The organism is Lishizhenia sp., assembly GCF_057456495.1.
Map to the genome: position 1 here is coordinate 1 of NZ_JBVCPV010000021.1, position 23,299 is coordinate 23,299.

25 protein-coding genes and 1 other RNA gene are annotated in these 23,299 nt (G+C 36.8%); 10 read left to right on the plus strand and 16 right to left on the minus strand.

Translation table 11 applies throughout. The annotated features are described in order from the left end of the window. The 9 genes from AC22ZQ_RS02745 to AC22ZQ_RS02785 form a co-directional block, all read right to left on the minus strand. The coding region (locus AC22ZQ_RS02745) for an OB-fold nucleic acid binding domain-containing protein (RefSeq protein WP_318957034.1) at positions 1-658 on the minus strand (658 nt) is incomplete at its 3' end. A 78-nt stretch (positions 659-736) separates the two neighbouring features. Further along, a complete protein-coding gene (locus tag AC22ZQ_RS02750) occupies positions 737-1,543 on the minus strand; it encodes an META domain-containing protein (RefSeq protein ID WP_318957035.1) in 807 nt (268 codons plus the stop codon). A gap of 66 nt (positions 1,544-1,609) precedes the next feature. Next, positions 1,610-2,068, minus strand: coding sequence for a MarR family winged helix-turn-helix transcriptional regulator (locus AC22ZQ_RS02755; protein ID WP_318957036.1), 459 nt, complete (start codon positions 2,066-2,068; stop codon positions 1,610-1,612). Continuing rightward, on the minus strand, positions 2,065-2,541 hold the full coding sequence (locus tag AC22ZQ_RS02760; protein WP_318957037.1) for a glutathione peroxidase: 477 nt from the start codon (positions 2,539-2,541) through the stop codon (positions 2,065-2,067). Before AC22ZQ_RS02760 ends, AC22ZQ_RS02755 begins: the two co-directional genes overlap by 4 nt. A 66-nt stretch (positions 2,542-2,607) precedes the next feature. Beyond that, positions 2,608-3,912 carry a Kelch repeat-containing protein gene (locus tag AC22ZQ_RS02765; protein WP_318957038.1) on the minus strand — a complete coding sequence of 435 codons (1,305 nt, stop codon included), beginning with the start codon at positions 3,910-3,912 and terminating at the stop codon, positions 2,608-2,610. 27 nt (positions 3,913-3,939) lie between these two features. Next, entirely contained in the window at positions 3,940-4,752 is an 813-nt protein-coding gene (locus AC22ZQ_RS02770) for a DUF2797 domain-containing protein (RefSeq protein WP_318957039.1), read from the minus strand. A 12-nt stretch (positions 4,753-4,764) separates the two neighbouring features. Next, positions 4,765-5,364, minus strand: coding sequence for a bifunctional nuclease family protein (locus tag AC22ZQ_RS02775; RefSeq protein ID WP_318957040.1), 600 nt, complete (start codon positions 5,362-5,364; stop codon positions 4,765-4,767). Positions 5,365-5,495: 131 nt separating this feature from the next. Continuing rightward, positions 5,496-6,437 (minus strand): electron transfer flavoprotein subunit alpha/FixB family protein, encoded by a 942-nt coding sequence (locus AC22ZQ_RS02780; protein ID WP_318957041.1) that lies wholly within the window; start codon positions 6,435-6,437, stop codon positions 5,496-5,498. A 23-nt stretch (positions 6,438-6,460) separates the two neighbouring features. After that, positions 6,461-7,201: an electron transfer flavoprotein subunit beta/FixA family protein gene (locus tag AC22ZQ_RS02785; protein WP_318957042.1), complete on the minus strand. Its 741-nt coding sequence runs from the start codon at positions 7,199-7,201 to the stop codon at positions 6,461-6,463. A 343-nt stretch (positions 7,202-7,544) separates the two neighbouring features. Between AC22ZQ_RS02785 and AC22ZQ_RS02790 the strand changes: the two genes are divergently transcribed. The 3 genes from AC22ZQ_RS02790 to AC22ZQ_RS02800 all read left to right on the plus strand — a co-directional run bounded on the left by AC22ZQ_RS02790 (position 7,545) and on the right by AC22ZQ_RS02800 (position 11,117). Further along, the gene (locus AC22ZQ_RS02790; RefSeq protein WP_318957043.1) at positions 7,545-8,525 is read left to right on the plus strand and encodes a pyruvate dehydrogenase complex E1 component subunit beta; all 981 of its coding nucleotides are present in this window, start codon (positions 7,545-7,547) and stop codon (positions 8,523-8,525) included. 75 nt (positions 8,526-8,600) lie between these two features. Further along, on the plus strand, positions 8,601-10,214 hold the full coding sequence (locus AC22ZQ_RS02795) for a YceI family protein (protein ID WP_318957044.1): 1,614 nt from the start codon (positions 8,601-8,603) through the stop codon (positions 10,212-10,214). Positions 10,215-10,229: 15 nt separating this feature from the next. Continuing rightward, complete coding sequence (locus AC22ZQ_RS02800; RefSeq protein ID WP_318957045.1) at positions 10,230-11,117, plus strand: DUF2279 domain-containing protein; 888 nt, start codon at positions 10,230-10,232, stop codon at positions 11,115-11,117. Positions 11,118-11,175: 58 nt separating this feature from the next. Here AC22ZQ_RS02800 and fabF read toward each other — a convergent pair whose 3' ends face one another. After that, positions 11,176-12,420, minus strand: a complete 1,245-nt coding sequence (fabF, locus tag AC22ZQ_RS02805) for a beta-ketoacyl-ACP synthase II (protein WP_318957046.1) — start codon at positions 12,418-12,420, stop codon at positions 11,176-11,178. A gap of 144 nt (positions 12,421-12,564) precedes the next feature. Between fabF and AC22ZQ_RS02810 the strand changes: the two genes are divergently transcribed. Next, the gene (locus AC22ZQ_RS02810; protein ID WP_318957047.1) at positions 12,565-13,368 is read left to right on the plus strand and encodes a rhomboid family intramembrane serine protease; all 804 of its coding nucleotides are present in this window, start codon (positions 12,565-12,567) and stop codon (positions 13,366-13,368) included. Here AC22ZQ_RS02810 and AC22ZQ_RS02815 read toward each other — a convergent pair. Further along, on the minus strand, positions 13,325-13,801 hold the full coding sequence (locus AC22ZQ_RS02815) for a SixA phosphatase family protein (protein WP_318957048.1): 477 nt from the start codon (positions 13,799-13,801) through the stop codon (positions 13,325-13,327). The two genes, AC22ZQ_RS02810 and AC22ZQ_RS02815, sit on opposite strands and share 44 nt — an antisense overlap. A 117-nt stretch (positions 13,802-13,918) precedes the next feature. Here AC22ZQ_RS02815 and AC22ZQ_RS02820 point away from each other — a divergent pair, with 117 nt between their 5' ends. The 5 genes from AC22ZQ_RS02820 to rnpB all read left to right on the plus strand — a co-directional run bounded on the left by AC22ZQ_RS02820 (position 13,919) and on the right by rnpB (position 18,439). Further along, positions 13,919-14,527 (plus strand): RNA polymerase sigma factor, encoded by a 609-nt coding sequence (locus tag AC22ZQ_RS02820; protein ID WP_318957049.1) that lies wholly within the window; start codon positions 13,919-13,921, stop codon positions 14,525-14,527. Beyond that, positions 14,524-15,894, plus strand: a complete 1,371-nt coding sequence (locus tag AC22ZQ_RS02825; RefSeq protein WP_318957050.1) for a hypothetical protein — start codon at positions 14,524-14,526, stop codon at positions 15,892-15,894. Before AC22ZQ_RS02820 ends, AC22ZQ_RS02825 begins: the two co-directional genes overlap by 4 nt. Then, a complete protein-coding gene (locus tag AC22ZQ_RS02830; protein WP_318957051.1) occupies positions 15,894-16,955 on the plus strand; it encodes a hypothetical protein in 1,062 nt (353 codons plus the stop codon). The genes AC22ZQ_RS02825 and AC22ZQ_RS02830 overlap by 1 nt, the downstream gene beginning before the upstream one ends. A gap of 3 nt (positions 16,956-16,958) precedes the next feature. Further along, positions 16,959-18,035: a T9SS type A sorting domain-containing protein gene (locus AC22ZQ_RS02835; protein WP_318957052.1), complete on the plus strand. Its 1,077-nt coding sequence runs from the start codon at positions 16,959-16,961 to the stop codon at positions 18,033-18,035. Positions 18,036-18,071: 36 nt separating this feature from the next. Next, positions 18,072-18,439: RNase P RNA component class A (gene rnpB, locus AC22ZQ_RS02840), an RNA gene on the plus strand. Here the strand turns inward: rnpB and AC22ZQ_RS02845 are convergent. From AC22ZQ_RS02845 to AC22ZQ_RS02855, 3 genes are read right to left on the minus strand one after another with little or no spacing between them, the layout of a single operon-like run. Further along, a complete protein-coding gene (locus tag AC22ZQ_RS02845; RefSeq protein WP_318957053.1) occupies positions 18,440-19,345 on the minus strand; it encodes an ABC transporter ATP-binding protein in 906 nt (301 codons plus the stop codon). Next, positions 19,342-20,889 carry an ABC transporter permease gene (locus AC22ZQ_RS02850; RefSeq protein ID WP_318957054.1) on the minus strand — a complete coding sequence of 516 codons (1,548 nt, stop codon included), beginning with the start codon at positions 20,887-20,889 and terminating at the stop codon, positions 19,342-19,344. The genes AC22ZQ_RS02845 and AC22ZQ_RS02850 overlap by 4 nt, the downstream gene beginning before the upstream one ends. 51 nt (positions 20,890-20,940) lie before the next feature. Next, on the minus strand, positions 20,941-22,008 hold the full coding sequence (locus tag AC22ZQ_RS02855; RefSeq protein ID WP_318957055.1) for a Fe(3+) ABC transporter substrate-binding protein: 1,068 nt from the start codon (positions 22,006-22,008) through the stop codon (positions 20,941-20,943). Positions 22,009-22,130: 122 nt separating this feature from the next. Between AC22ZQ_RS02855 and AC22ZQ_RS02860 the strand changes: the two genes are divergently transcribed. Continuing rightward, the gene (locus AC22ZQ_RS02860) at positions 22,131-22,700 is read left to right on the plus strand and encodes a hypothetical protein (RefSeq protein WP_318957056.1); all 570 of its coding nucleotides are present in this window, start codon (positions 22,131-22,133) and stop codon (positions 22,698-22,700) included. Here the strand turns inward: AC22ZQ_RS02860 and AC22ZQ_RS02865 are convergent. Further along, complete coding sequence (locus AC22ZQ_RS02865) at positions 22,697-23,086, minus strand: DUF1573 domain-containing protein (protein WP_318957057.1); 390 nt, start codon at positions 23,084-23,086, stop codon at positions 22,697-22,699. The genes AC22ZQ_RS02860 and AC22ZQ_RS02865 overlap by 4 nt on opposite strands. A 7-nt stretch (positions 23,087-23,093) precedes the next feature. Beyond that, positions 23,094-23,299, minus strand: a 206-nt coding sequence (locus AC22ZQ_RS02870; RefSeq protein ID WP_318957058.1) for a DUF1573 domain-containing protein, incomplete at its 5' end; no start/stop codon positions are given.

Sequence of the window (23,299 nt, forward strand, 5' to 3'; positions counted from 1 at the left end):
GACGGAATTGCGCCCTTTTGGCTTCTTCTAAGTTTGCAGGAGTATGAACTTTAACCAAAGCCTCTTCACGTGGCATTAAACGATAGTGTTCAATAACTTCTGCCGGAAGAGTTTCTGGAATTTTTCCTTTGATATTGGCCACTAGGTTTTGCGTTAACTTCGCAATTCCTTTCGTACTCAAACCTTTTGCGGTTAATTTTTCTCCAGAATGATAAACAGGTTCAAATCTTGCTGCTTGCGTGGGGTTAAAATCTTCTATCTCTGGATGAGTGATGTTCCAATTAGAACCAAATCTTTTGGCTTTACCGTACACCAAAATTTCACTCCCAACTTTAATTGATTTCTCTATCCACTTCAATCCTTTAAACCACACTAAATCAATGCTTCCTGTAGCATCTGTAAAATTGGCAACCATACGCTTACCTCTTCCTGCACCTGTGGTATGAATTCTTGTAATACGTCCTCTTAACTGCGCAAAACCTTCTAGGTGACGTAATTCTCTTACCGTATGAAACCTTGTTCTATCTACATATCTAAAAGGGTAATACTCCAATAAATCCTCAAAGGTTTTCACCCCCAATTCCTTTTGAAGTAAAACAGCTCTTGCCGAGCCCACACCTTTTAGATATTCTATGGGAGTTTGTAAGTAAGTTTGCATCACAAAAAATACGCTCTTGGTATTCCCAAAGAGCGTATTTCAAAAATAAGCAGAGAATTTAAATCTCCTATCAATATTTTATTTTTCTACAGCTTCAAACTTCATTAAAGTAGCCATTTTACCTTTATTTAAGCTCAAAATATTATTTGAAATCGTATAATTATCTACCTTATTTAAAGTCGTTAAATACGCTTGTTCAATGTTTGCTCCTAAACAACCTTTTTTCGTCGCTACCATTTCTTCAAAACTCAACAACAACATTCCATCTGTTTGGTAATTACCACTGTATTGATTACAGCTTGCATTTCCAGAAGCCCTATTGTTTATAGTATCAATTATTAATGTAGGGATAAGCTGTGTTAAACTATCCGTTACAGGTTGACCTCTAAACTCAACCAACTCCCATTCTGTTTGGAACAATGATCTTTCCTTTTTCATTAATCGGTATAGGTCTTCCGTTTCACCTTTAACTTCTTCTCCTTCAAGGTTCAGAAAAACAACCGCATTTTCAGCCAATTTAATGCGTGGTAATCCTTCTCCTTCTAAAACGACATTCATCGTTGTACTATCGAAAGAAAATTTACCGGTGCGTACAACTGCCTCTTCAGATTTCCCTTTATACTTCTCTACAAGTTTAAATTCTTTATCTTCCGATAGGGTTAATTCTGTTTCAAGTGCCTCACAATCAGCACAAGGTCTACTTCCTTCATACGTCCCCGTCCAATTCATAGAATCTTTTTGAACCTCTGTTTCCACAACTGAAGTTTGCTCAACCTCTGGTGTTTCGTTTTTTTCTACGACACCCTCTACTTCAGCACTTTCACCTTCACAATTCACCATTATAAAAGCTAAAAACGCTCCTAAAACTACTATCCCTTTTTTCATCTTAACTCAATATTTCTACGAAAGTCCTTAAATTAAGAAATTAAATCAAAGGATTCAGAATAAATATCAAGATGAACCATCCTTCGTAGAGTTCTGAGTGATATCCGCCATCATCTTATTTAAAAGTGAACGCAGTTTTTTCATATCCTCCACTTTCATATTGGTTGTTTCTATTAATTGTTGAGGAATACACTCCGCTTTTTCCTTCAAAGACTTCCCTTCCTCACTTAAAAATACAAGCACTTTTCGTACATCTAAATGATCCTTTCGCTTTACAACCAAATTTTTTTGTTCGAGTTTTTTTAATAAAGGAGTAAGTGTATTGGTTTTTAAAAACAAACTATTACAAATATCCGTCACAGACCTTCCCTCCCGCTCCCATAAAAGCAGCAAAACCAAATACTGTGGATACGTTAGATTCAATTCCTTTAAAAGAGGACCATAGGATCTTGTAATCGCATTTGAAATTGCATAAAAGGGAAAACACAATTGGTTTTCTAATAGTAAGATTTCATCCTTTTTCATCCGATAATTTTTTGGATATCTTTCTCTATGCTTTCTGGTTTGGTTGTAGGTGCATAACGCTTTAAAACTTTACCATTTTGATCTACTAAAAACTTCGTGAAATTCCATTTGATTTTACTTCCTAGAAAGCCACCTTTTTTATTCTTTAAATATTGAAAAATTGGGTGCGTGTTCTCCCCATTCACGTCTATTTTTTCAGTTAATTGAAAAGTCACCCCATGATTGATTCTACATGCTTCCTCAACTGTATCATTTGTTTCCGGTTCTTGCCCTAAAAACTGATTACATGGAAAACCTAAAACTACCAAACCTTTGTCTTTATACTCTTGATGTAACTTTTCCAAACCATCAAATTGAGGTGCTAACCCACATTTGGTAGCAGTATTCACCAATAACATGGGTTTTCCTTTGTAGTTCGCCATTTTCAATTTTTCTCCTTGAGGAGTACCTATTTCAAAATCGTAAAAACTCATACCTATATTTTATATCGTGTGCGACAAATATAATTATTACATCGCGCGCGATAAATAAAGTATTCTTTAATTGATAGAAATTATCTTCTGGGTGACAGGAACGTTCGACCCATCGTCAAAAAGGAAAAGTAAGAATCCTTGTGTTAGGCTTGATTTCTCTATAAGGAGATCTGCTAAAAGTTTATAGTTGGTATATAAAAGTCGACCATTGGCATCATAAACCTTTACAGAGCCTGCGAACTCCGTTTCTATTTCGAAATGATTCTCTAGCTGCTTCACATTAAAGTAGGGCGGTTGAACACCATTGAGAATACCTGAAAAGTTTGGATTATGTAATAAATAAGTTTTGTTACTTACAACTTGGGCAGTATCCATTCCTCCTGCAACAACCCAGTTCCCACCTCCTAATTTAGCAATACCTCTCATGTCCATCACATTGAGTAAAGAGGTGTTGAGTTCCATTAAATTTTGATCTGAACTTTGGTAGTGAATAATTCGATTATTGGGTTCCACACCACCACTTCCGTTGTAAGCCATTCCGTTATAGTTATAAGCCACACCAGAACCTCCTATCCAGAAAACAGTGTTTTGATACCCACTGCATGCTGACCTATACAAGGCATCTCCTTGCAAATCGTCCATTTGAGTCCATACGATATCTAAGGGATTACCATTTTGCAACACTCCTTTTCGCATATACTTTCTGGCCACGAAACCACCATTATCCGAAACACCTCCTGCGTAAAAAATGGTATCATCAACCATATAACCAGAGGCACCAAAAGATTTAAAAAAGGCATCATTAGGAAGTTGAGACGCTTGGGACCAACTGTTTGTAAAAACATTGTACACCTGAACATGCGGAACATTGGAAGTATTACTCCAACCTCCTACAACAAATATCAAACTGTCCTTGTAGGTCGTTTGTACATGATCATCAATGGGATAAGGGATAGGTGCACCATCTGCTTCCCAGGCCTCTGTTTCAGGATTGTAAATATGGACTTTATTGGAAGATAGTTCAGTTCCATTGTTAAAAACATGGTAACCACCTATCACGTATATCTTACCGTGAACGTAAGAAGCTGCCGAAGCTATTTTGCCCAATGTATCAGGTACTTCATCTATTTCTGTCCAATGGTTTTGACTTACATTATAACGAAAAGATTTTCTATGAATACCACTATACATCTTCGAGGTATCTATTCCTCCAAAACTGTACACAAAACGTTCCCCATTAATAAAACCTTCACATACCGCATTGTTGGAAGTAGCCATAGGCATGTTATCCAAAGTCGTAATTTGCCAAGCATTTTGAGACTTAACAAATCCAGTCAAGAGTATAAGAAGAACGGTGATAAACAGTTTCATATCACCAAATTAATGAAAATACTGCGTTTAGCTTATTTCTTCGAAGGAAATAATATAACCGGTATGTTTTCTCATATTGAGTACGCGATTATCGTCAAAAAGTAAATATTGCCCTTTGATTCCCTTCAGCTCTCCTTCAATAACTGGAAGCTTATCAAAACCGAGACTCTTCACTTTTTCAGGATACTCCAACACAGGATAATTGATTTCTACGATCTCATCATCCTCTGAAAAATATTCAGTTAAATCTGAGGGAAGTTGCTCTTCTAACTCCCATTTTACTTCTTCCAAATCTATGCTCTCGTCAATTTCATTCTTGAGCATTTTTCTCCAATTGGTTTTATCTGTAAAATGATCTTTTAAGGCTACTTCTAAAACACCCGCCAAATATCTATTCGGTGTATGCGCTAAACGAATAGCAGAAGAAGCTCCTTGATCTATCCAACGTGTTGGGATTTGATGATCTCTGGTTACCCCTACTTTCACTACATCTGTTGCAGCTAAGTATACAAAATGAGGTTGATTGTGATTTCTTTCTTCCCATTCAGGATCTCTTCCTTCTCCCAAGTGCGCTTTACATAATTCTGGGCGAATGATACACTCCGCTGCTTCTGGAGCAGAGGTAAAACAAGGATAGCAAAAACCTTGTCCGAAAGATTTTTTAGTCTTTTTCCCACATTTGATACAGTGTATATCTCCTTTGTAACTTAAACGAATTCTTTTACCTATGTAATCGTTCATTGCAACAGATTGCACCTCGTTTTCTTGATGCAAATTTAGGGTGTACGCTACCTGTTCCAGTAGTTCTACCTTCATTTTAAATACCTGACCTGTAACCATAAATGGGAAATTTTAAGAAGTACGCTTGTTAATTTCGTCGCGCAATTTCGATGCTAATTCGTAATCTTCTTTTTCAATAGCTTCATTCAACTTCTGTTCTAAATCCGAGAGCGACAATGATTTAATTTCATCTTTTTCCTCTACCTCTTTATCTTCATCATCCATATCAGACATAGCGAAAGCATCACCATCTCCGTCAGGATCATCCAACTGAACTCCTGCAGAGCTCAAGATAGACTCGAAAGTAAACACTGGACAATTGAAACGAACACCCAATGCTATTGCATCTGAGGTACGTGCATCAATTTCAGTAATCACACCTTCTTTCTCACAGATTAATTTAGAATAGAATATACCTTCTACAAGGTTGTAGATAACAATCTCTTTGATGTTGATATCGTAGGCTAATGCAAAGTTTTTGAAAAGGTCGTGCGTTAAAGGACGCGTAGGAGTCATTTTCTCTAATTCAATTGCAATCGCCTGCGCTTCAAACCCACCTATAATAATGGGTAGTCTACGTTTACCATTTACTTCTGATAATACAAGGGCATATGCTCCTGATTGCGTTTGGCTGTAAGACAATCCTACGATCTCTAACTTAACTTTTTCCATTCTCTACTCTGCTGTTGGCTCTATTCTCTATTAGAAATTGTTTGTAATCAAATAATAGTAAAAAAATTAGGGACGCAAGTGAGCCTCCCTAATTTCCTACTATTGTAAAAATAATATTTATCTGCTAAATCTTACTTTGCAGCGTTGAATTTTTTTACAGCTTCTGTTAACCTTGGTAATACTTCAAAAGCATCTCCTACGATACCGTAATCTGCTGCTTTAAAGAATGGCGCTTCTGGATCTGTGTTAATCACAACGATAACTTTAGAACCGTTAACACCTGCCAAGTGCTGAATAGCTCCCGAAATACCTGCAGCAATGTACAAGTTAGGACGAATAGCTACACCTGTTTGTCCCACGTGTTCGTGGTGAGGTCTCCATCCAATATCTGCTACTGGACGAGAACAAGCCGTTGCTGCTCCTAATTCATTTGCTAAATCTTCTACCATTCCCCAGTTTTCTGGTCCTTTTAAACCTCTACCTGCAGAAACTACTAATTCAGCTTCTGGTAATGGAATAGCTCCTTCTGGTTTTTTAGTTTCTAAAACTTTGATTCCAGCTTCTCCTGCATTAGAAGTAAATTCTTCTACTTCAGCAGTACCACCGTTATTTTCTGGTTGGATAGAGTTTGGTAATAAAGCAATAACTTTCTTAGGCGTATTTACTTTAACAAAACCAAATGCCTTACCAGAGAAAACATTTACTTTCACTGTTCCATCTTCTGCGGGAACTGCAGTTGCACCAGCAACCAAACCAGCTTTCATTCTAGCAGAAACTCTTGAAGCAGCTGATTTCCCAACTAAATCGTTAGAAAAAATTACTGTTTCAGCCCCAGCGTTTTCAGCTGCTGCAACTACTAATTTTGTAATTTGTTGTGGATCTGTTCCCTCGAAAGATCTATCCACCAATACTTTATCTGCACCGTATGCCCCTAATTCAGCCAATGCTCCTGCATCTGCTCCACCGTTAGTTACAACCGTTACATTTCCAATTTTCTTTCCGTAAGTAACCGCTTCCATTGCGTTTTTCGCAATTTTACCGTTGTTACTGTTTACATATACTAATACTGACATGATAATCTAATCTCTTTTAAATACTACAATACCTTTGCTTCGTTGTGTAACAACTCTACTAATTCATCCATGTTTTCTGGATCAATTAACTTCACTGCAGATTTTGCAGGAGGTAAATCAAAAGAAACAAAAGATGTCATTGCCTCTCCACCAACTGGAGCAACAACCTCTAAAGGCTTTGTTCTAGCAGCCATAATTCCTCTCATGTTTGGAATACGTTGTTCTGCCATTCCTTTTGCACAAGAAACCACGATTGGCAATTGAGCTTCTACAGTCTCTACACCACCAACGATTTCCTTATCCATCTTTGCAGTTGTACCTTCAACATCCAATTTAGTAGCCAAAGAAACGAAAGGAAGATCTAACTCCTCTGCAATCATACCTCCAACTTGAGAACCGTTGTAGTTGATTGTTTCTTTACCTGTTAATACTAAATCAAATCCTTTGTCTTTTGCGTAAGTAGCAATTTCATTCGCAACTTGGTAAGCATCTGTAGCTTCAGCATCAACTCTTACTGCATTATCTGCACCAATAGCTAAGGCTTTACGAATAGTAGCATCGTCAGCAGCTGTTCCTACAGTAATAGTAGTTACAGTTCCTCCCAAAGCCTCTTTCAACTCCAATCCTCTCACTAATGCATACCACTCATCGTATGGGTTAACAATATATTGAACTCCATTCTCATCAAACTTTGTATTCCCCTCTGTAAAGGCAATCTTAGATGTTGTATCTGGAGATTTACTGATACATACTAATATTTTCATGTAAATAAGTTTTATTTCTTTTCCCCACAAAAATAACAAAAGATTGATTTCTGCTGTTGCTGAATCGGGCATAATGACACGGACTTTGTTAATTCTCTTATTTTTTCACTGATATTCCTTTCTGTTCTATTCTTTAAATAAATATTTTTGTAGTTTTGGCCTCCCTTGTATGACCGCGTGAAGCGGGACATTTAACATCGTATTAAATGAAAGACATACGGGGCAGGTTAAGATACTAAGAGCGCATAGGAAATTGTTGGTAAATTTCTTTTGATCGCTTGAAAAATAACACGATAGTTCTGCGGTTTAGAACTTCGTTTTGAATGACTTTAAATATTGACTGATGAAAACTGTACAGTTTAGAGAAGCTTTAAGAGAGGCAATGTCTGAAGAAATGCGTAGAGATAAAAACGTATTTTTAATGGGAGAAGAAGTGGCCGAGTACAACGGTGCTTACAAAGTTTCTCAAGGTATGTTAGACGAGTTTGGACCGAAAAGAGTAATTGATACTCCAATCGCTGAGCTTGGTTTTGCAGGTATTGGTGTTGGTGCATCTATGAATGGTTTAAGACCTATCGTAGAGTTCATGACGTGGAACTTCGCTATTCTTGCAGCGGATCAAATCATTAACAGTGCGGCAAAAATGTTGCAAATGTCGGGTGGACAATATCACTGTCCAATCGTATTTAGAGGTGGTAACGGTACTGCTGGTCAGTTAGCCGCAACTCACTCTCAATCTTTCGAGGCATTTTACGCACACGTACCAGGATTAAAAGTAATCACTCCATCTACTCCGGCAGATGCAAAAGGATTATTGAAATCTGCAATTAGAGATAATGACCCTGTTGTTTTCTTGGAGTCTGAGAAAATGTACGGAGACAAAAACGAAATTCCAGAAGGTGAGTACTTAATTCCTATTGGAGTTGCGGATACAAAAAGAAAAGGTGCTGATGTAACTATCGTTTCATTTGGTAAAATCATTAAAGTAGCTCATGCTGCTGCTGATGTATTAGCAAAAGAAGGAATCGAATGTGAAATCATCGATTTAAGAACTATTCGTCCTATCGATTACCCAGCAGTTGTTGAGTCTATTAAGAAAACAAACCGTTGTGTGGTTGTTGAAGAGTCTTGGCCATTGGCTTCTATCTCTTCTGAGATTGCTTACCACGTTCAACGCTACGCTTTTGATTACTTAGATGCTCCTGTAATGAGAGTTACGCAAACAGATACTCCTTTTGCCTTCTCTCCTACACTTATCGATGAAGCATTACCTAATGTGGATAGAATAGTGAAAGCAGTGAAAGCAACACTTTATAGAAACTAAAAGACAAAAATCTAAAAATATTAAGTCGAACTATTTAGTTCGACTTTTTTTTGTACGTTTGTTAAAAATATTACCATGGTAAATATTACGATTGCAACATTTTTTATCTTTAGTTTGCTGGCACATATCTTACAGCAAAGAAACAAGCTACAGTATTATAAAAGATTGCACTTTACTGTGCTCGGAGCAGGACTATTGCTCGTTAATTATTCAGCATTTGAAAGTCAAGTAGAAGCTACTCTTCCACTCCCCTCTTTCTTGTTAAGTGTGTTAGGATTATCTTTCATATTCGCGATAATTTTTAAGCGAATTACCAGTATTGCCTTTGCCTTCCTGCCTGTATTGGCCAGTTTTGCATTCTTATTATTACCTGCATATGAGTTAAGTTATTACGGTAATGTGATAACCGAAAATCAAAAACTTTTTGCCTTTGCACTGTTAGGAGCCATTACTCCTGTTTTAACGCATGGAGTTAAATTACTCGTTTCGAGCTTGGTCGTTAAGTTTGGAAATGTAATTTGGAAAGAACAACAAGAAAATCAGTTAGAAACTTTAATTACTTACACCTTCATAGGTGGTTTAACTTTGATGAGTGCACAAGTAATTGGAGCACTAGGTTTAATCGTGGCAGCAACGTTTTACTTGTCTACCACGATACTTTCAGAAGATAAATTAGGAATCAATAACATTCTTGCTTTCTCTGCCTCTGCCAGTCTTTTCTTACTCACTTTAATTCCCTTCTTACTTACGTATGGAAACTTTGAAGTTTTAGACTTTTCAAGAGGTGAAGTTCTGGCAGGATTATTTGTATCAGGATTGTTATTAATGTTTCACAGAATCTTCTTGCGATTTGCGACCAATTCTCAAACAAGTTGGAGTTATTTGTATATCGCCAAGAATTACCTTTTCCCTCTTTTCATCACATTTGTATTGGCCATTCTTTATACGCAAAAGGAAAATTTAGGAGGTATTTTATCTCTTTCTGCATTAGTTATAGGATTAGCGATTCTTACTCCGATTAAATCCTATTCTTCAAACAGAGTTTCTATACCCGTAGATTTGGGAGTAATTGCTATGGTATTATTCATGCTTCCTTACATAAAACCCGTAGAAATTGAAGAAAAAAGTGATCTCGAACTGATACAGAAGGATGAAAAGGTAAGTGTTGAAGAACAAAAAGGTGAATCCCTAGAAATTGCCAAAGGAAATTGGGATGTTGTTAGTGATAAATCGACACTAAAATTTGCCTTAGGTCCAGAGAAAGCAAGAACAGAAGGAGTATTTAATGAAATCAAAGGAACCTTCCAAGTGCCTGCAGATATTACAAGAAGTAAATTCTTTATTCAGATACCCGTGGAGAGTTTATCAACTTTTGTTGACTTACGAGATGATCACCTGATGGAAGCGGAATATTTCGATGTTGAAAAATACCCAACACTTTTATTCAGATCTAACCAAGTGGTTGCGAATGGAGATGAGTACACAGCAAAGGGAAGTTTTAAAATGAAAGGAATAGAAAGAGAAATAGATGTTCATTTTAAAGTTTTAGGTGTAGCTGATGCTGAGGATAAAAAAGTATTGATTTTGAACGTAAAATCATCACTCGACAGAACTAAATTTGGAATGGACTCAGACCCAAGTATTGGAGATATCGTAGACTTTGATTTCCAAGTTCAATTGGAAAAGTAATTCTATCTTAGTAGTATGGTGAAGAATCTTTGTAAAACCATACTACTATTTTTTTGTCTTTCTCAAGGGTTAATTGCAACAGCTCAGCCCCTGCAAAAGGATAAAACTAAAAAGCTTGTTGCCCATTCGAGTTTATTGGGACTTTGTGTTTCAACCCCCATTGTCTTACAATCTGTATGGTACGACAAAGCAGCTTCCTTTCACATTGTAAATGATGGAGACAGTTGGTTGGGTATGGACAAAACAGGTCATGCGTTCAGCGCCTATCACATACAAAAACAAGCCCAACACCTTTATATATGGGCTAATTATTCTCACAACAAATCAATCCTCTATTCTGCAGGAATTTCAATCCTCTTTCAATCTAGTTTTGAAGTTTTAGATGGATTTCAAAAAAAATATGGATTTTCTTGGCCAGACATGTATGCGAATGTTAGCGGTATAGCTTTGTTTTCCGCTCAACAATTCCTTTGGAAAGAAGAAAGAATTCGTCTCAAATTTTCCTATTCACCCTCGCCCTACGCAAAACTTCGCCCTGAGGTGTTGGGACAGAATTTTCAAGAACGATTGTTAAAAGATTACAATGGTCAGAGTTATTGGTTGAGTTTTTCTCCCTTTCAACTTTTTAATTCTTCTCTCCACTTTCCTAAATGGATACAGTTGAGTTTAGGTTATTCTGTCAATGAAAAGGTTAAAGGAAGTGAAAATTATTTCTCGACTACTACACAGGAATACCATGCGTATTCTCAATTTCTTTTCAGCTTAGATTTCGATTTTTCGCAAATGAACATACGCAACAAGTCCCTTAAAAAAGTGCTTTCCATTTTCAATACTTTAAAAATTCCCTTCCCTGCATTGAGTTTTTCTCAAAATCAGATTCATTTTCACCCCCTCTATTTTTAAATAAAAAAGCCGCATCCTTTACAGACACGGCTTTCATTCTAATTCCTCTAATCAAGGTTTATTCTTCAAATTTCTTTAAGAGGATACTGGCAATATGTCCTCCAAAACCAAAGGTGTTAGACATTGCATACTTCACATCTCTTTCTATCCCTTTATTCAATGGGAAATCGAAAGCATCCTTGTATTCCTCTTCTATATTCTCTGTATTCGTTGTTGGAGGAACCATATTGGTTTGCACTGCCTTTACACAAGCAATTCCTTCCACAGCTCCTGCAGCTCCTAACAAGTGACCTGTCATGGATTTGGTACCTGAAATTGTTAAACTAGGATTTTCTCCAAACACACGCTTTGCAGCAATTAACTCTGAGATATCTCCCAAGGGTGTGGAAGTTGCGTGCATATTTAAATAATCCAAATCTGTCGCTTTAATTTCGGCTTCTTCTAGAGCTAAACTCATCCCTAATACCGCACCATCTCCTTGAGGGTGAGTTCCTGTTAAGTGATAAGCATCAGCAGCCATTCCACCACCAACTACTTCAGCATAGATTTTCGCACCACGTGCTTTAGCATGTTCGTACTCCTCTAAAATCAAGGCCCCTGCACCTTCACCCATCACAAATCCATCTCTGTTTGGATCGAAAGGTTTAGAAGCTGTTGCTGGATGATCATTATTCGTTGATAACGCTTTAGCAGAACCAAACCCACCAATAGTAGCTTCGTTTATCGCTGCTTCAGATCCACCCGTAATGATCATATCTGCTTTGTTCCACTTAATATAGTTAAAGGCATCTATCATTGCTGTTGTTGAAGTGGCACATGCGGAAACCGGACAGTAATTCACACCTCGTAAACCATAGCGCATTGAAATAACTCCGGCTGCTATATCTACAAGTATTCTTGGTATAAAGAAAGGAGAAAAACGCGGTGTTCCATCTCCCTCTGCATATTCCTTAACTTGATCTTGAAAGGTTTGAATTCCACCATTTCCAGATCCCCAAATCACTCCAATTCTATCTTTGTTAAGTGTATCAAAATCAACTTCACTATCTTCTACAGCTTGCTTTACACTCACCAAAGCATATTGCGTAAACTTATCGTAAGTCTTGATTTCTTTACGGTTGAAATGTTCTTTTTCGTCGTAGCCTTTTAATTCACATGCAAATTTCGTTTTGAACTTAGATGTATCAAAGGATGTAATATTGGCACCTCCATTTTTTCCTTCTAAAAGTGCGTTCCAATATTCCTCTACATTATTTCCGATAGGAGTTAAAGCTCCCATTCCTGTTACAACTACTCTTCTCATAGTTTAAAATTTAGGCTGCAAATATGGTTAAAAAAATGAAGCAAATTTTGTTATTTTACGACAAGGGCCATCATCAAGTACGCGCTTACGACAAGCTGCGCTGCCATGTTGACCGATAATAAGTGAAGGCATAACTATTGATAAATGAAAACCGTGAAAAGATTCAACTACGTCAACGATGGTAACATGCTAGAGGCACTGCTCTACCCTTTTTTATTGTTATTGGTTTTATGGAGCGTGTACCTTATGGACTACACCTTTCATTTGGATCTCTATAAATATGGCGTACTCCCCAAAAGCATGGAAGGGTTAAAAGGAATCGTATTCATGCCCTTTATCCACTCTCAAAGAGATTTCACACACATCGTTAACAATTCCATTCCTACTTTTGTATTACTTGCTGCTCTCATCTATTATTACAGAAAGATTGCTCTCTACGTCCTCCTAGCGATTTGGATTGGTGGAGGCTTTTTACTGTGGAACATTGCCCCAAATACAGGAAGTTACCATATTGGGATATCAGGTGTGATATACGGACTCTTTTCTTTTCTTTTTGTAAGTGGTATTTTCAGGAAAAGAACTCCCATGTGGGCGATATCACTTTTTGTTATTTTTCTCTACGGAAGTTTGATCTGGGGTATCTTTCCAACAGAAAAACCAATATCCTGGGAAGGACACCTCTTTGGATTTTTGGTGGGTATTATTGCAGCTATTGCCGCCAGAAAGCAAGGCCCCAAACCTTTAAAGTATTGGTATGAAATTGAGCAGGACATGGGAATTGAACCACCCGATTTAGAGGGCATCTACAAAGAAAATTTACGGCGTGCTCAAGAAAGAGAAGAAATGCGCAAAGCTCAAGAGGAACAACAAATTAAAGCACAGAATGTGGTGTATTACTACATTCCTAAACAACCTGAGGAAGATAAAGATCAAAACACTGAGCAGTAGCCTTTGAACATTCTGTCCAGTTATCAAAGGGAAACTCCAAGATGATTAGTCCGGCTGTAGGTAGCATCAAAGGTTCATCTAAAAAGTACATCGCCAAATCTGATATACCATTATTGTGTCCGATGATCAGCATATCCTCCTTCCCTTGTTGCTCCCAGACAAACTTCATCATCTCCGCTCTTGAAGCTAAATACAATTCAGATCTTAACATAAACTCATGTTCTCCGAGCGCATCTTTGATTAAATCATACGTATGTTTTGTTCTTTGAGCAGATGAACAAAATACCTGAGGTAAATGAAAATTATTCTCCTTAAAGTATGTAGAAAGCAACTTACATTGACGTAAACCTTTGTCCATCAAATCCCTGTCAAAATCATTTTGATTCTTCTCAGCTTTCGCTGTTTTAGCATGTCTTAATAAAAATAATTTCATAAATAATGACTTTTGTTCCAACCTTATAAATATAAATAACGTTGAGGACTTTGAGGAGAAACTGAAGAACTATAAAGATAAATACATTCTCTTTCGTAAAATTTGATTAATTTGCAAATGCTAAACAGAATCAAAGGGATAAATAACTATATGCACATTGATACAGAATTATTGATTGCATGCGCTAAAAATGACCGTAAAGCTCAGAAGAAGCTTTACGAAGCGTGTTATGTGTTCCTGATGCCCAAATGTTTGCAATATCATAAAAACGAGGAGGACGCTCGCGCCATCTTTAATAAAGGTTTCTATAAGATTCTGAAAAATCTAAGTAAAATAGATTTAGAAGAAGTAATGTTTGCAGCATGGTCGAAAAGAATCATGGCAAATACCTTAATTGACGATTATAGAAAGAATAAAAATTACAAAACAAATATCAACGTAAAAGACAGTGATCAAGAATTGGATTACCACGCAAGTTCGAGTACGAATGAGGCGGTAAACTCATTTGGTCAAAAAGACATTATGCAGTTATTGGAATATTTAAAGCCTGCTGCAAAACAAGTCTTCTTAATGTACGTTGTAGAAGGATATAATCACCGAGAAATTGGTGAAATGCTCAACATGTCTGAAGGAACTTCCAAATGGCATTTGAGTACTGCGAGAAAAGAATTAAAAGAAAGATTAGAAAAATTAACTGAAGCTGAGTTAAGAACAAAAGTTGTATGAGTTTAACCGATAAAGATATAGATCAGTTGTTCAGAGAAGCAGCCAATTCGGCCCCACAAGTTGAGTTTAAAGACGCTTATTGGGACGAGATGAATGCTTTTTTAGATCAGGAAGAGAAAAGTAAGAGAGGTATCTACTCTATGCTTTCTGTTGGTATACTTGCTTTGATTGGTATTGGATCATTATTGTTGATCCCTAACCAAAACAAGTATGACAACAGTGTTGTGGCAGAAAAGTTGGATACGTTTGTTTCTACACCTGATAATATTGTTGCCCTAAAAGCAGCAAAACTTAAAGAGAACACTTCTAAGCAGGAAGTAAAAACAGCTTTCAACAAGAAGGAGGCTAGGAATTCTATTACATCAGTTAATGGTGAGAAGAAATCTATCTTAACTACACAGTCTGCTGTAGAAAATACGAACAAGCAAGTTTCTATTAAGGAAGATAAGCCTGAGAATTTCACTTCTCCATTTATTTCTGCTAAGGAAACAAGTAAGAATGAAAAACTATCAGCAATAGCGATTCCTGAAAAAGAGATTACTCAAGTCCAAAAATTAACGACTCAAGAAACGAATACTAATACGAATAAAGTTGATGTTTCTGAGAATGTTTCGCCCAAGCCAGTTTTATTAAAACCAGTAGCAGATCCTTTTGCGAACTTTGGAAAAAGTATAGAAAGACTGCATGTTGATGATCAAGGACCTCTATCTCAAACCTTTAACCCAAATGCAGATTTAAGTAATCTATTAGATTTTAAAAACTTGCAACGTTTGAAAGATAGAATGTATGTAGAGTTAGGGGTAGGAATCTCTGATAACTACAACAGTTCTATTGCAGGAAGATCTTTTGTATATAATGGTGCATTGAATTATGAATTCAGAAAAAATTGGTTAAGAGTTAGAGCGGGTATAGGAGCTAACTTAACTACAAACGCTAATATCACCTATACGACGGATGCTAAAATCTATGATTTCGGTAGTAGAAATTCGTCAAATGAACTTGTATACAAGGAACTCTACGATCTTTACTTACCATTAGAAATTGGTGCAAGTTTCAAGAAAGTGAGTTTTGGTGTTGGATTTAAATACAACTTCCTCAACCACTCTCGTGCTGAATTTAGAACTTACCAAGATGGTGCATTAGATGAAGAAGGTGTATACTACGGTTTAACTGAAGGTTTAAAACAAAATACTTCTAGTGCATACTTCTTTGTAGAGCGTAACTTATTTAGCCGCGTAGATTTAGGAATTAAAATGGGTACCTACCTTAATTCAAGAGCAACTTTTACAGAGCAGCTTGACATGGTTGGTCCGAACATAACTCCTAAATACGGATTTGTGTACTTAAAGTATAATTTTAGAAAATAATGAGTAGAATTTCTACCATATCGATACTTATTCTATTACTCGTTTTTACGGCTTGTAAAAAAGATGAAATGCCCGAATTGGTTGAATCCAATGACCCTGTTTTCATGGTCAAAGGAAAAATTGGCCAAGAAGACATTAAAATTGTAGCTGGAGATGACAACCAATATATGTACACTGGTTTTAGTGAACGTAATGGTGTGGACCTTTTCTACGGAGACATTAGCAATGAAAATTCTTCGTTTAAACTATCGATTCACGATGGTAATTTAGATAACGAGCATTTAGAATTGATTACCAATAAACCTCAATTCCGTTTTACAAGAAATGCTGTGCAGCCAACTTTTCAGTATGCAATAGATTCTTTTGCAAATAGCGTAAAAATTGCCGCAATTGATTGGTATGTAGATGGTGATTATTATTCTTCGAATTCTATTACACTATACGATCATGGTTTATTCAACATTTGTGCTGAAGTTACCTATGAAGATGGTGAAGTTGCAAAGCTTTGTAATGATGTTATTCTGGGATACGAAAAACATGCGATAGGTCAACCGGTACACATCGTAGGTTCTACAGGTAGGTTACGAGTATTCAATAACACTGTTTACCCTATTGATAACGTTGAATGGTATATCAATGGAACATTATTCTCTGACGCAGTTGAATTATCAACATCTGCTTTTACAGGAAGGGTTCCCATTACCGTTATCGTGAAATACAGCAATGGTGTTGAGAGAACGAAATCTATCATAGTAGATTTTGACTTAGAAGGTAAATTTATTCAAGACTTTTCTTTTGCTGAAAATACAAACCCATTAAATAACGACTACAGTATAGATTTACGTTTCAACATCAACGGAGAAACATGGATCAGTAACATTCCAGAGAACGACAGTACTTTCATCGATATTAATAAGTACATGAAGTACAAAAATAACGTGGATGGTATTCCTGTTTCAATCGCAGAAGGGGTTATTAATTGTAAGCTAAAACGACTTTCAGACGGAATGATTAGAGATGCAGAATTGGAAATGACCTTTGGTTTTCCTGAAAATTTCTAATTCATGCAAAAGTTTCTGACGCTTCTTGGTCTTCTATTAGTAAGTGGAGTAAGTACTGCACAAATCACTTTAACGGCATCAGATTTTCAATCGAGTTCAGGAACAGAGTTCTATTCTGTAACTAATTCAAATGTCGATTTTTCTTCAACTGGAGCTAATTACAATTGGGACTTCAGTAATCTAAATGAAATCAATCAAGATACTTTAACGTACAATTCCATTTCTCAAGCTTCATTTTTGGTCCAAGCTGTTTTTGGTCTCTTCGGTAGCTCAGATTATCAAGCCAATTACTTTACCGAAAATCAAGCTTTTGCTCTGGCCAACATTCCTCCAACATTAATGCCTATTACCATAGACCAAGTTGATGAATATATTAAGGTTGACAACAATGCTATTACAAAAGTAGGATACAGTGTAAGTATTCAAGGTCAAGGTATTCCTTTTGCTTCAGACACGATTGAAAGACTTTATAAACTTCCTTTAACTTATGGTGATATCGATTCATCACGCGCATATACATCCTTCGATTTAAACCCGATATATGATGCACAGCTCAAACAATACGTCCAACATTATTCTGAAGTGGATGGCTACGGAAGTATTACCACCCCCTATGGTACATTCAATTGTTTACGCGTACATCATATTATTGAAGAGTTAGATTCAGTATATGTATCTATTAGTGGAGGTGCAGGAACATGGTACGAACTCCCCCTGCCAACGAAGCACGTATATGAATGGTGGACCAATAACGAAGACATCCCTTTGTTGCGTATTGAAACAAATGAAAGTTTCGGAATACAAACAATTACTAGCACACAGTACAAAGACAACATTTCTGTTGGAATCCAGAGCTTTGAAACCGCATTGAACCTTGAGATTTACCCCAACCCAAGTTCTACTGAAGTAAATTTCTCTCAACAAATTGATCATCTAAACATGTACACAGCTACAGGGGCATTAGTTCTTTCGAAAGAAAATGTATCCATGATTAACGTTTCTTCATTCCCAAAAGGAGTTTACCTTTTAGAAATTACCCTCAAGGGGAAGAAAAAACAAGAACGACTCGTCATTCAATAACCCTCTTTATTCACTTATGTTCTTATCTTTGCCCTAAAGGCAAACTAGTCTATCGCTGCTCCATTTGGAGGAGAGGAAAGTCTGGGCAGTAAAGAGCACCGTACTTCCTAACGGGAAGGGTTCGTTTAACGAATACAGAAAGTGCCGCAGAAAATAAACTACCTCGTTTACGGGGAAAAGGTGAAATGGCGAGGTAAGAGCTCACCGCGCTTATGGTGACATAAGTGGCAGGGTAAACCTTACGGACTGAAAGATCATGTATACCGAGGCGCACAGAAATGTGCTAAGAATTGCTCGTTCGACTCGGAGGGTAGATCGATAGATGCTAAAGGCGACTTTAGTACTGGATAAATGATAGACACCTTTCTAAGGACACAGAACCCGGCTTATGGTTTGCCTTTTTTTTACTCTACATCCATCAAGCTTCCTACTTCAACACGGTATTTTTCAATCACGTTTACAAAAGCTTTTGGATTGTCAGTTGCTTGAAGTGTAATAAAGAAATCACCTTTGTAAAAACTACATTTAACCACTTTATAACTTCCTTTTTCTGTTGGAACCATCTTTGTATCACTCGGTCTAACAAGTCTACCTTCGAGCACATTAATTCCTCCTGTTAAATCACCTACGTATTCATTGATAGGATTTTTATAAATATTTTCAGGAGTATCAAATTGAACGATTTCTCCTTTTTGAAGAATCGCTATTTTATCCGCCATTTCCATGGCGTCATCAGGATCATGTGTTACAAGGATAGACGGAATATTCTGTCTTCTTAAGATGGTAGATATTTCACTCCTTACCTTTCTCTTCAGCGATTGATCTAGACTCGAAAAAGGTTCATCCAGTAATAACAAATCCGGATTTACAATAATACTTCTAGCAATGGCAACACGTTGTTGTTGTCCACCCGATAATTGATGGGGTCTTTTCTTTGCATGTTCTGTTAACTCGAAAATACTTAAAAAATCATTCAACAAAGCCTCATTTTTATCGCGTAAACCATAGGCTATATTTTGCTTTACATTCAAATGCGGAAACAAGGCATAATCTTGAAAAATAACACCAATATTCCTATGCTCTGTTTTTAAAAAAGTAGAAGCATCTTGCATTACCTTTTCATTTACCATTACATTTCCTGTATTGGCAAATTCCAATCCGGCAATAATACGCAGCAAGGTTGTTTTACCAGAGCCACTTTCTCCAAGTAATGCCACAATTTCATTTTGTTCTATGGCAAAACTCACCTCTTTCAATACTTGCGACTTACCGAAGGACTTGGTAATATTTTCTAACTTAAGATAACTCATTTTGTAGATTTATTAGAGCGCATTAATACCAAAGAAACCACCACTCCCAAAGCTATTAACAATAATGCATAGGGTGCTGCATCTGTAACACTTTCTGCTACTTTCGCTTTCTTATAAGCCTTTGTTGCCAAAGTTTCAAAATTGAAAGGTTGAAGAATAAGGGTTAAAGGTAAATCTTTCAAAACATCTATAATGACCACAGCAAAAGTGGTAAATATTCCAAACTTTAAAATGGGAAAATTCACCCTTAAAAAAGTTGCAAAACTTGATTTACCCAAGACTCTGGAAGCATCGGGCAAGGCATCTGGTAACCGGGCATAATTCGCTTCTAAAGTATTATACCCCACAGCCATAAAACGAATGACATAGGCCATACTTAAAAGGAATAAACTTTCAATTCCCCAGGCATAAAAATCACCATCTTCTTGCATGAAAAAAGCAAAGCCTAAAACGGCAACACCTATCACTGCACCGGGAATAGCATATCCCAAAGTAGATAGATTCGCTATTAAACTCGATTTCCAGCCCTTGTTTAAGTATTTATTATACAAGAGTAATAAAGTAATGATTACGATAACTAAAGCAGGAATAATGGCTACCCTAAACGATTCTAAGGTTGTACTAAATAATTCCTCATCCACCAGAGATTTCGGCGTAAAAAAAGAAAGATATATCAATTGAGCTACAGGCACTACAAACCCCAAAAAGAAAGGAAGAAAAGCCAAAAAAGAAAACAACATGGCTTTGGGACCTTTGAGCTGCTTTAATTGAAAATCACTGCTGTTTTTCTTATCGGAAACACGCTTCATATTTCTATATACAAAAAGACTTCCGAAGATCACCGAAATAAAAACAAAGGCCAAGGCACTCAAGTAAAGCGAACCTGAAAAATCCATTTGTTTCGCTTGAAAAATTCCGGCTGAAAAGGTTTTTACATTAAAGTAGCTCACCGCACCGTAATCGTTAATTACTTCCATGATCACCAAAACAGTTCCTCCTAAAATTGAAGGTATTGCCAAGGGTAAGATTAAGGTAAAAAAGCGTTTCATACTCGAAACACCTAAAGTAGATGCTGCTTCTGTTATCGCTTTATTCTTACTTGAAAAATGTAAAAGACTAGAAGAATACACGTAGGGGTATAATGCGAATCCCAAAAAGACCATTAACCAACCTTCCGTTAACACGTTCACATCCCATGCAAAAATTTCTTTGGGTGTAAAGAACAGCATAGACAACTTCGTAAAGCTTCCTGTAAAAGAGAAAATACTTGCATAAACAAAGCCCATGATATATGTAGGAATCGTTAATGGAAGTACATTGGCTTTTTCTAAAAACCTTCGAAGCGGGAAATTAAAATTGGCAACAAAATAAGCAGTAGGAACAGCTAAGAGTATACTCACGGCACTTACGCCAAGAATCATGCGCAGTGTAGTGTAAATTAAATCTGGCAACACATATTCTTGAATGTGCTGAATATTTTCATTTGTACCATCGGCAAAACCCTCTAATACAAAAAGGAGAGGAATAAAAATTATTCCTCCCACAATTGCGGAGACAACGCCCCAAGTTCTATATTTTTTACTTTTGAAATTCAATTACTTCCAACCCGCTTTATCAAACATTTGAATAGCCGTAGCATTCAACGCTCCAATTTGTTGTAAAGATAAAGTGTCTTCTTTGAAAGTTCCCCAAGATTGAACCAACTCACTCGCCGGCACATTCTTATTTACTGGGAATTCGTAGTTAGCTTCTGCCAATTGCTCTTGCGCTTTTTCTTGTGCTAGGAACTCTATCAACTTCAATGCATTCTCTGCGTGTTTAGCACCATTTAATATTCCTAAACCACTGATGTTAATGTGTGTACCTCTACCCGCTTGGTTTGGGAAGAAAATATTTACAGACTCACCCGCTTCTTTTTCCAAAGCATCCTGAGAATTCAATAGTTTACCTATGTAGTACGTATTAACAATAGCTAAATCCGCCTTTTCCGCAAATACAGCTTTCACCTGATCTCTATCATTTCCTGATGGTTCTTGGTACATGTTATTTACCACTCCAGTTGCCCATGCAAGTGCTGCTTCTTCTCCATTGTTTGCAATGATAGATGCTAATAATGACTGGTTGTACACATTGTTGGATGCTCTAACAGCAATTTTTCCTTGCCATTTTTCATTCGCTAAATCCTCGTAAGTTGATAACATAGATGTATCTACTCTATCCTTAGCATAAGCAATAATACGCGCTCTTTTTGTTAAACCGTACCACTTCCCGTTTTCTTCTCTCAGGTATGCTGGAATGATAGAATCTAAAACAGCCGATGATGAATTTTGAAAAAATCCTGCCTCTTGTGCTTGGTATAAACGCGCAACGTCTGCCGTAAAGTAAATGTCAGCAAAACCTCTGTCACCTTCATTTTTCATTCTAGACAATAACTCCTCAGAGTTACCAGGAAGTATATTTACTTTAATTCCTGTCTCCGCTTCAAACAAATCATACAAAACTCTATCTACTTCATAGTGACGATCTGTGTAGATATTCAACTCTTCTTGAACTGCTTCTACCTCTTTTTCAACTTCTTTAGTTTCTTCTTGTGAAGAACCACAAGATCCCAGTACAAATGCCGAAGCAAACACTAGTGTTAAGGTGCTAAATTTAATCTTCATTATTGTGTTTATTATCGTATAAAATTTCTTCAATTTGTCCACAAATATAAGCTTTTGAATTAAGGATGTGACTACCTTTTTTATGGTAATATATTGATTAACTTTGCAGAAAATACAGCACAGTGAGTCAAGAAGAAAAAAACAAAAAGGCAGAGAAAGAAGCTTTAAAACTGAAGCAATTACTTATTCAATTGAATACAGGTGATACAGATCAGCAAATCAAGGCTTTAAAATCTTTACAAGTTCACGGTCAGCCTAAAATGGTTGAAGCACTTGTTCGCAAACTAGACGGTGATATTGAAGAAAAGGTAGAAAAAGAAATTATAGAATTTTTCTGCTCTATCAAAGACACAGGAGTTGTTCCTTTCATCATGAACATCATTAATGAAAATCAATTCCCAAATCAACGTCAGAAATTATTAAATACACTTTGGAACTCTAAAGTAGATTACTCTGAGTATTTACAAGATTTCGTAAACATTGCTGTTAATGGAGATTTCATGGATGCTTTGGAAGCCATCACAATCATCGAAAACTTGGAGGGTCCTTTCGAGGAAGAACAAGTATTGGAGTCGCAATTGCATTTAACGCGTTACATAGAGAATGGAAAAACGCAAGATGAACAAAAAGCGTATTTAATCAGTGAGATTACTGTAAAATTACAAGAAATAGAAAGAGGATTGGGGGCTTAGTTGCCTTCTTCCTCTTTTGGAATTACATACAACTTAATTCGAAGCTTTTCTTTCTTTTTCGCATTAGAGCTAATCACTATCACCCTATCCTGCCAATAAAACTTCCCATTTGTATCAAAACTTACCTCAAAAAAAGAAGTGTCTCCGGGTGCGATAGGTTCCGTTGTAAATTTTGTTTTGGTACAGCTACAACTAACATCTGCAGCATAAATAAACAAAGGAGCATCACCTGAATTCACAAAATAAAATTTATGTTTAGCTATCTCCCCTTCTTTGAAGTCACCCAACTTTACAGTGGTTTTCTCCAAAAAATGAAACTCCGCCTCCTGACCGAAGCCAAGGGCGGAGTTCAAAGCTATAAATATGATCGCGAAATATAGCCTCATCAATATATTAGTTTGCTGGTGCTCCAGTTCCATTTGCTGGTGCTCCACCTTGCGCTGGAGACTTCACTACACCTTTAATTCTGATTACCATAGTTGGAGAATTCACTGCGTTAGAAGTTAATGTAACGCTTTTTGAGAATTGACCAGCTCTTTTAGTATCGTACTTCACTTTAATTACTCCAGTTGCTCCTGGTGCAATTGGTTCTTTTGGCC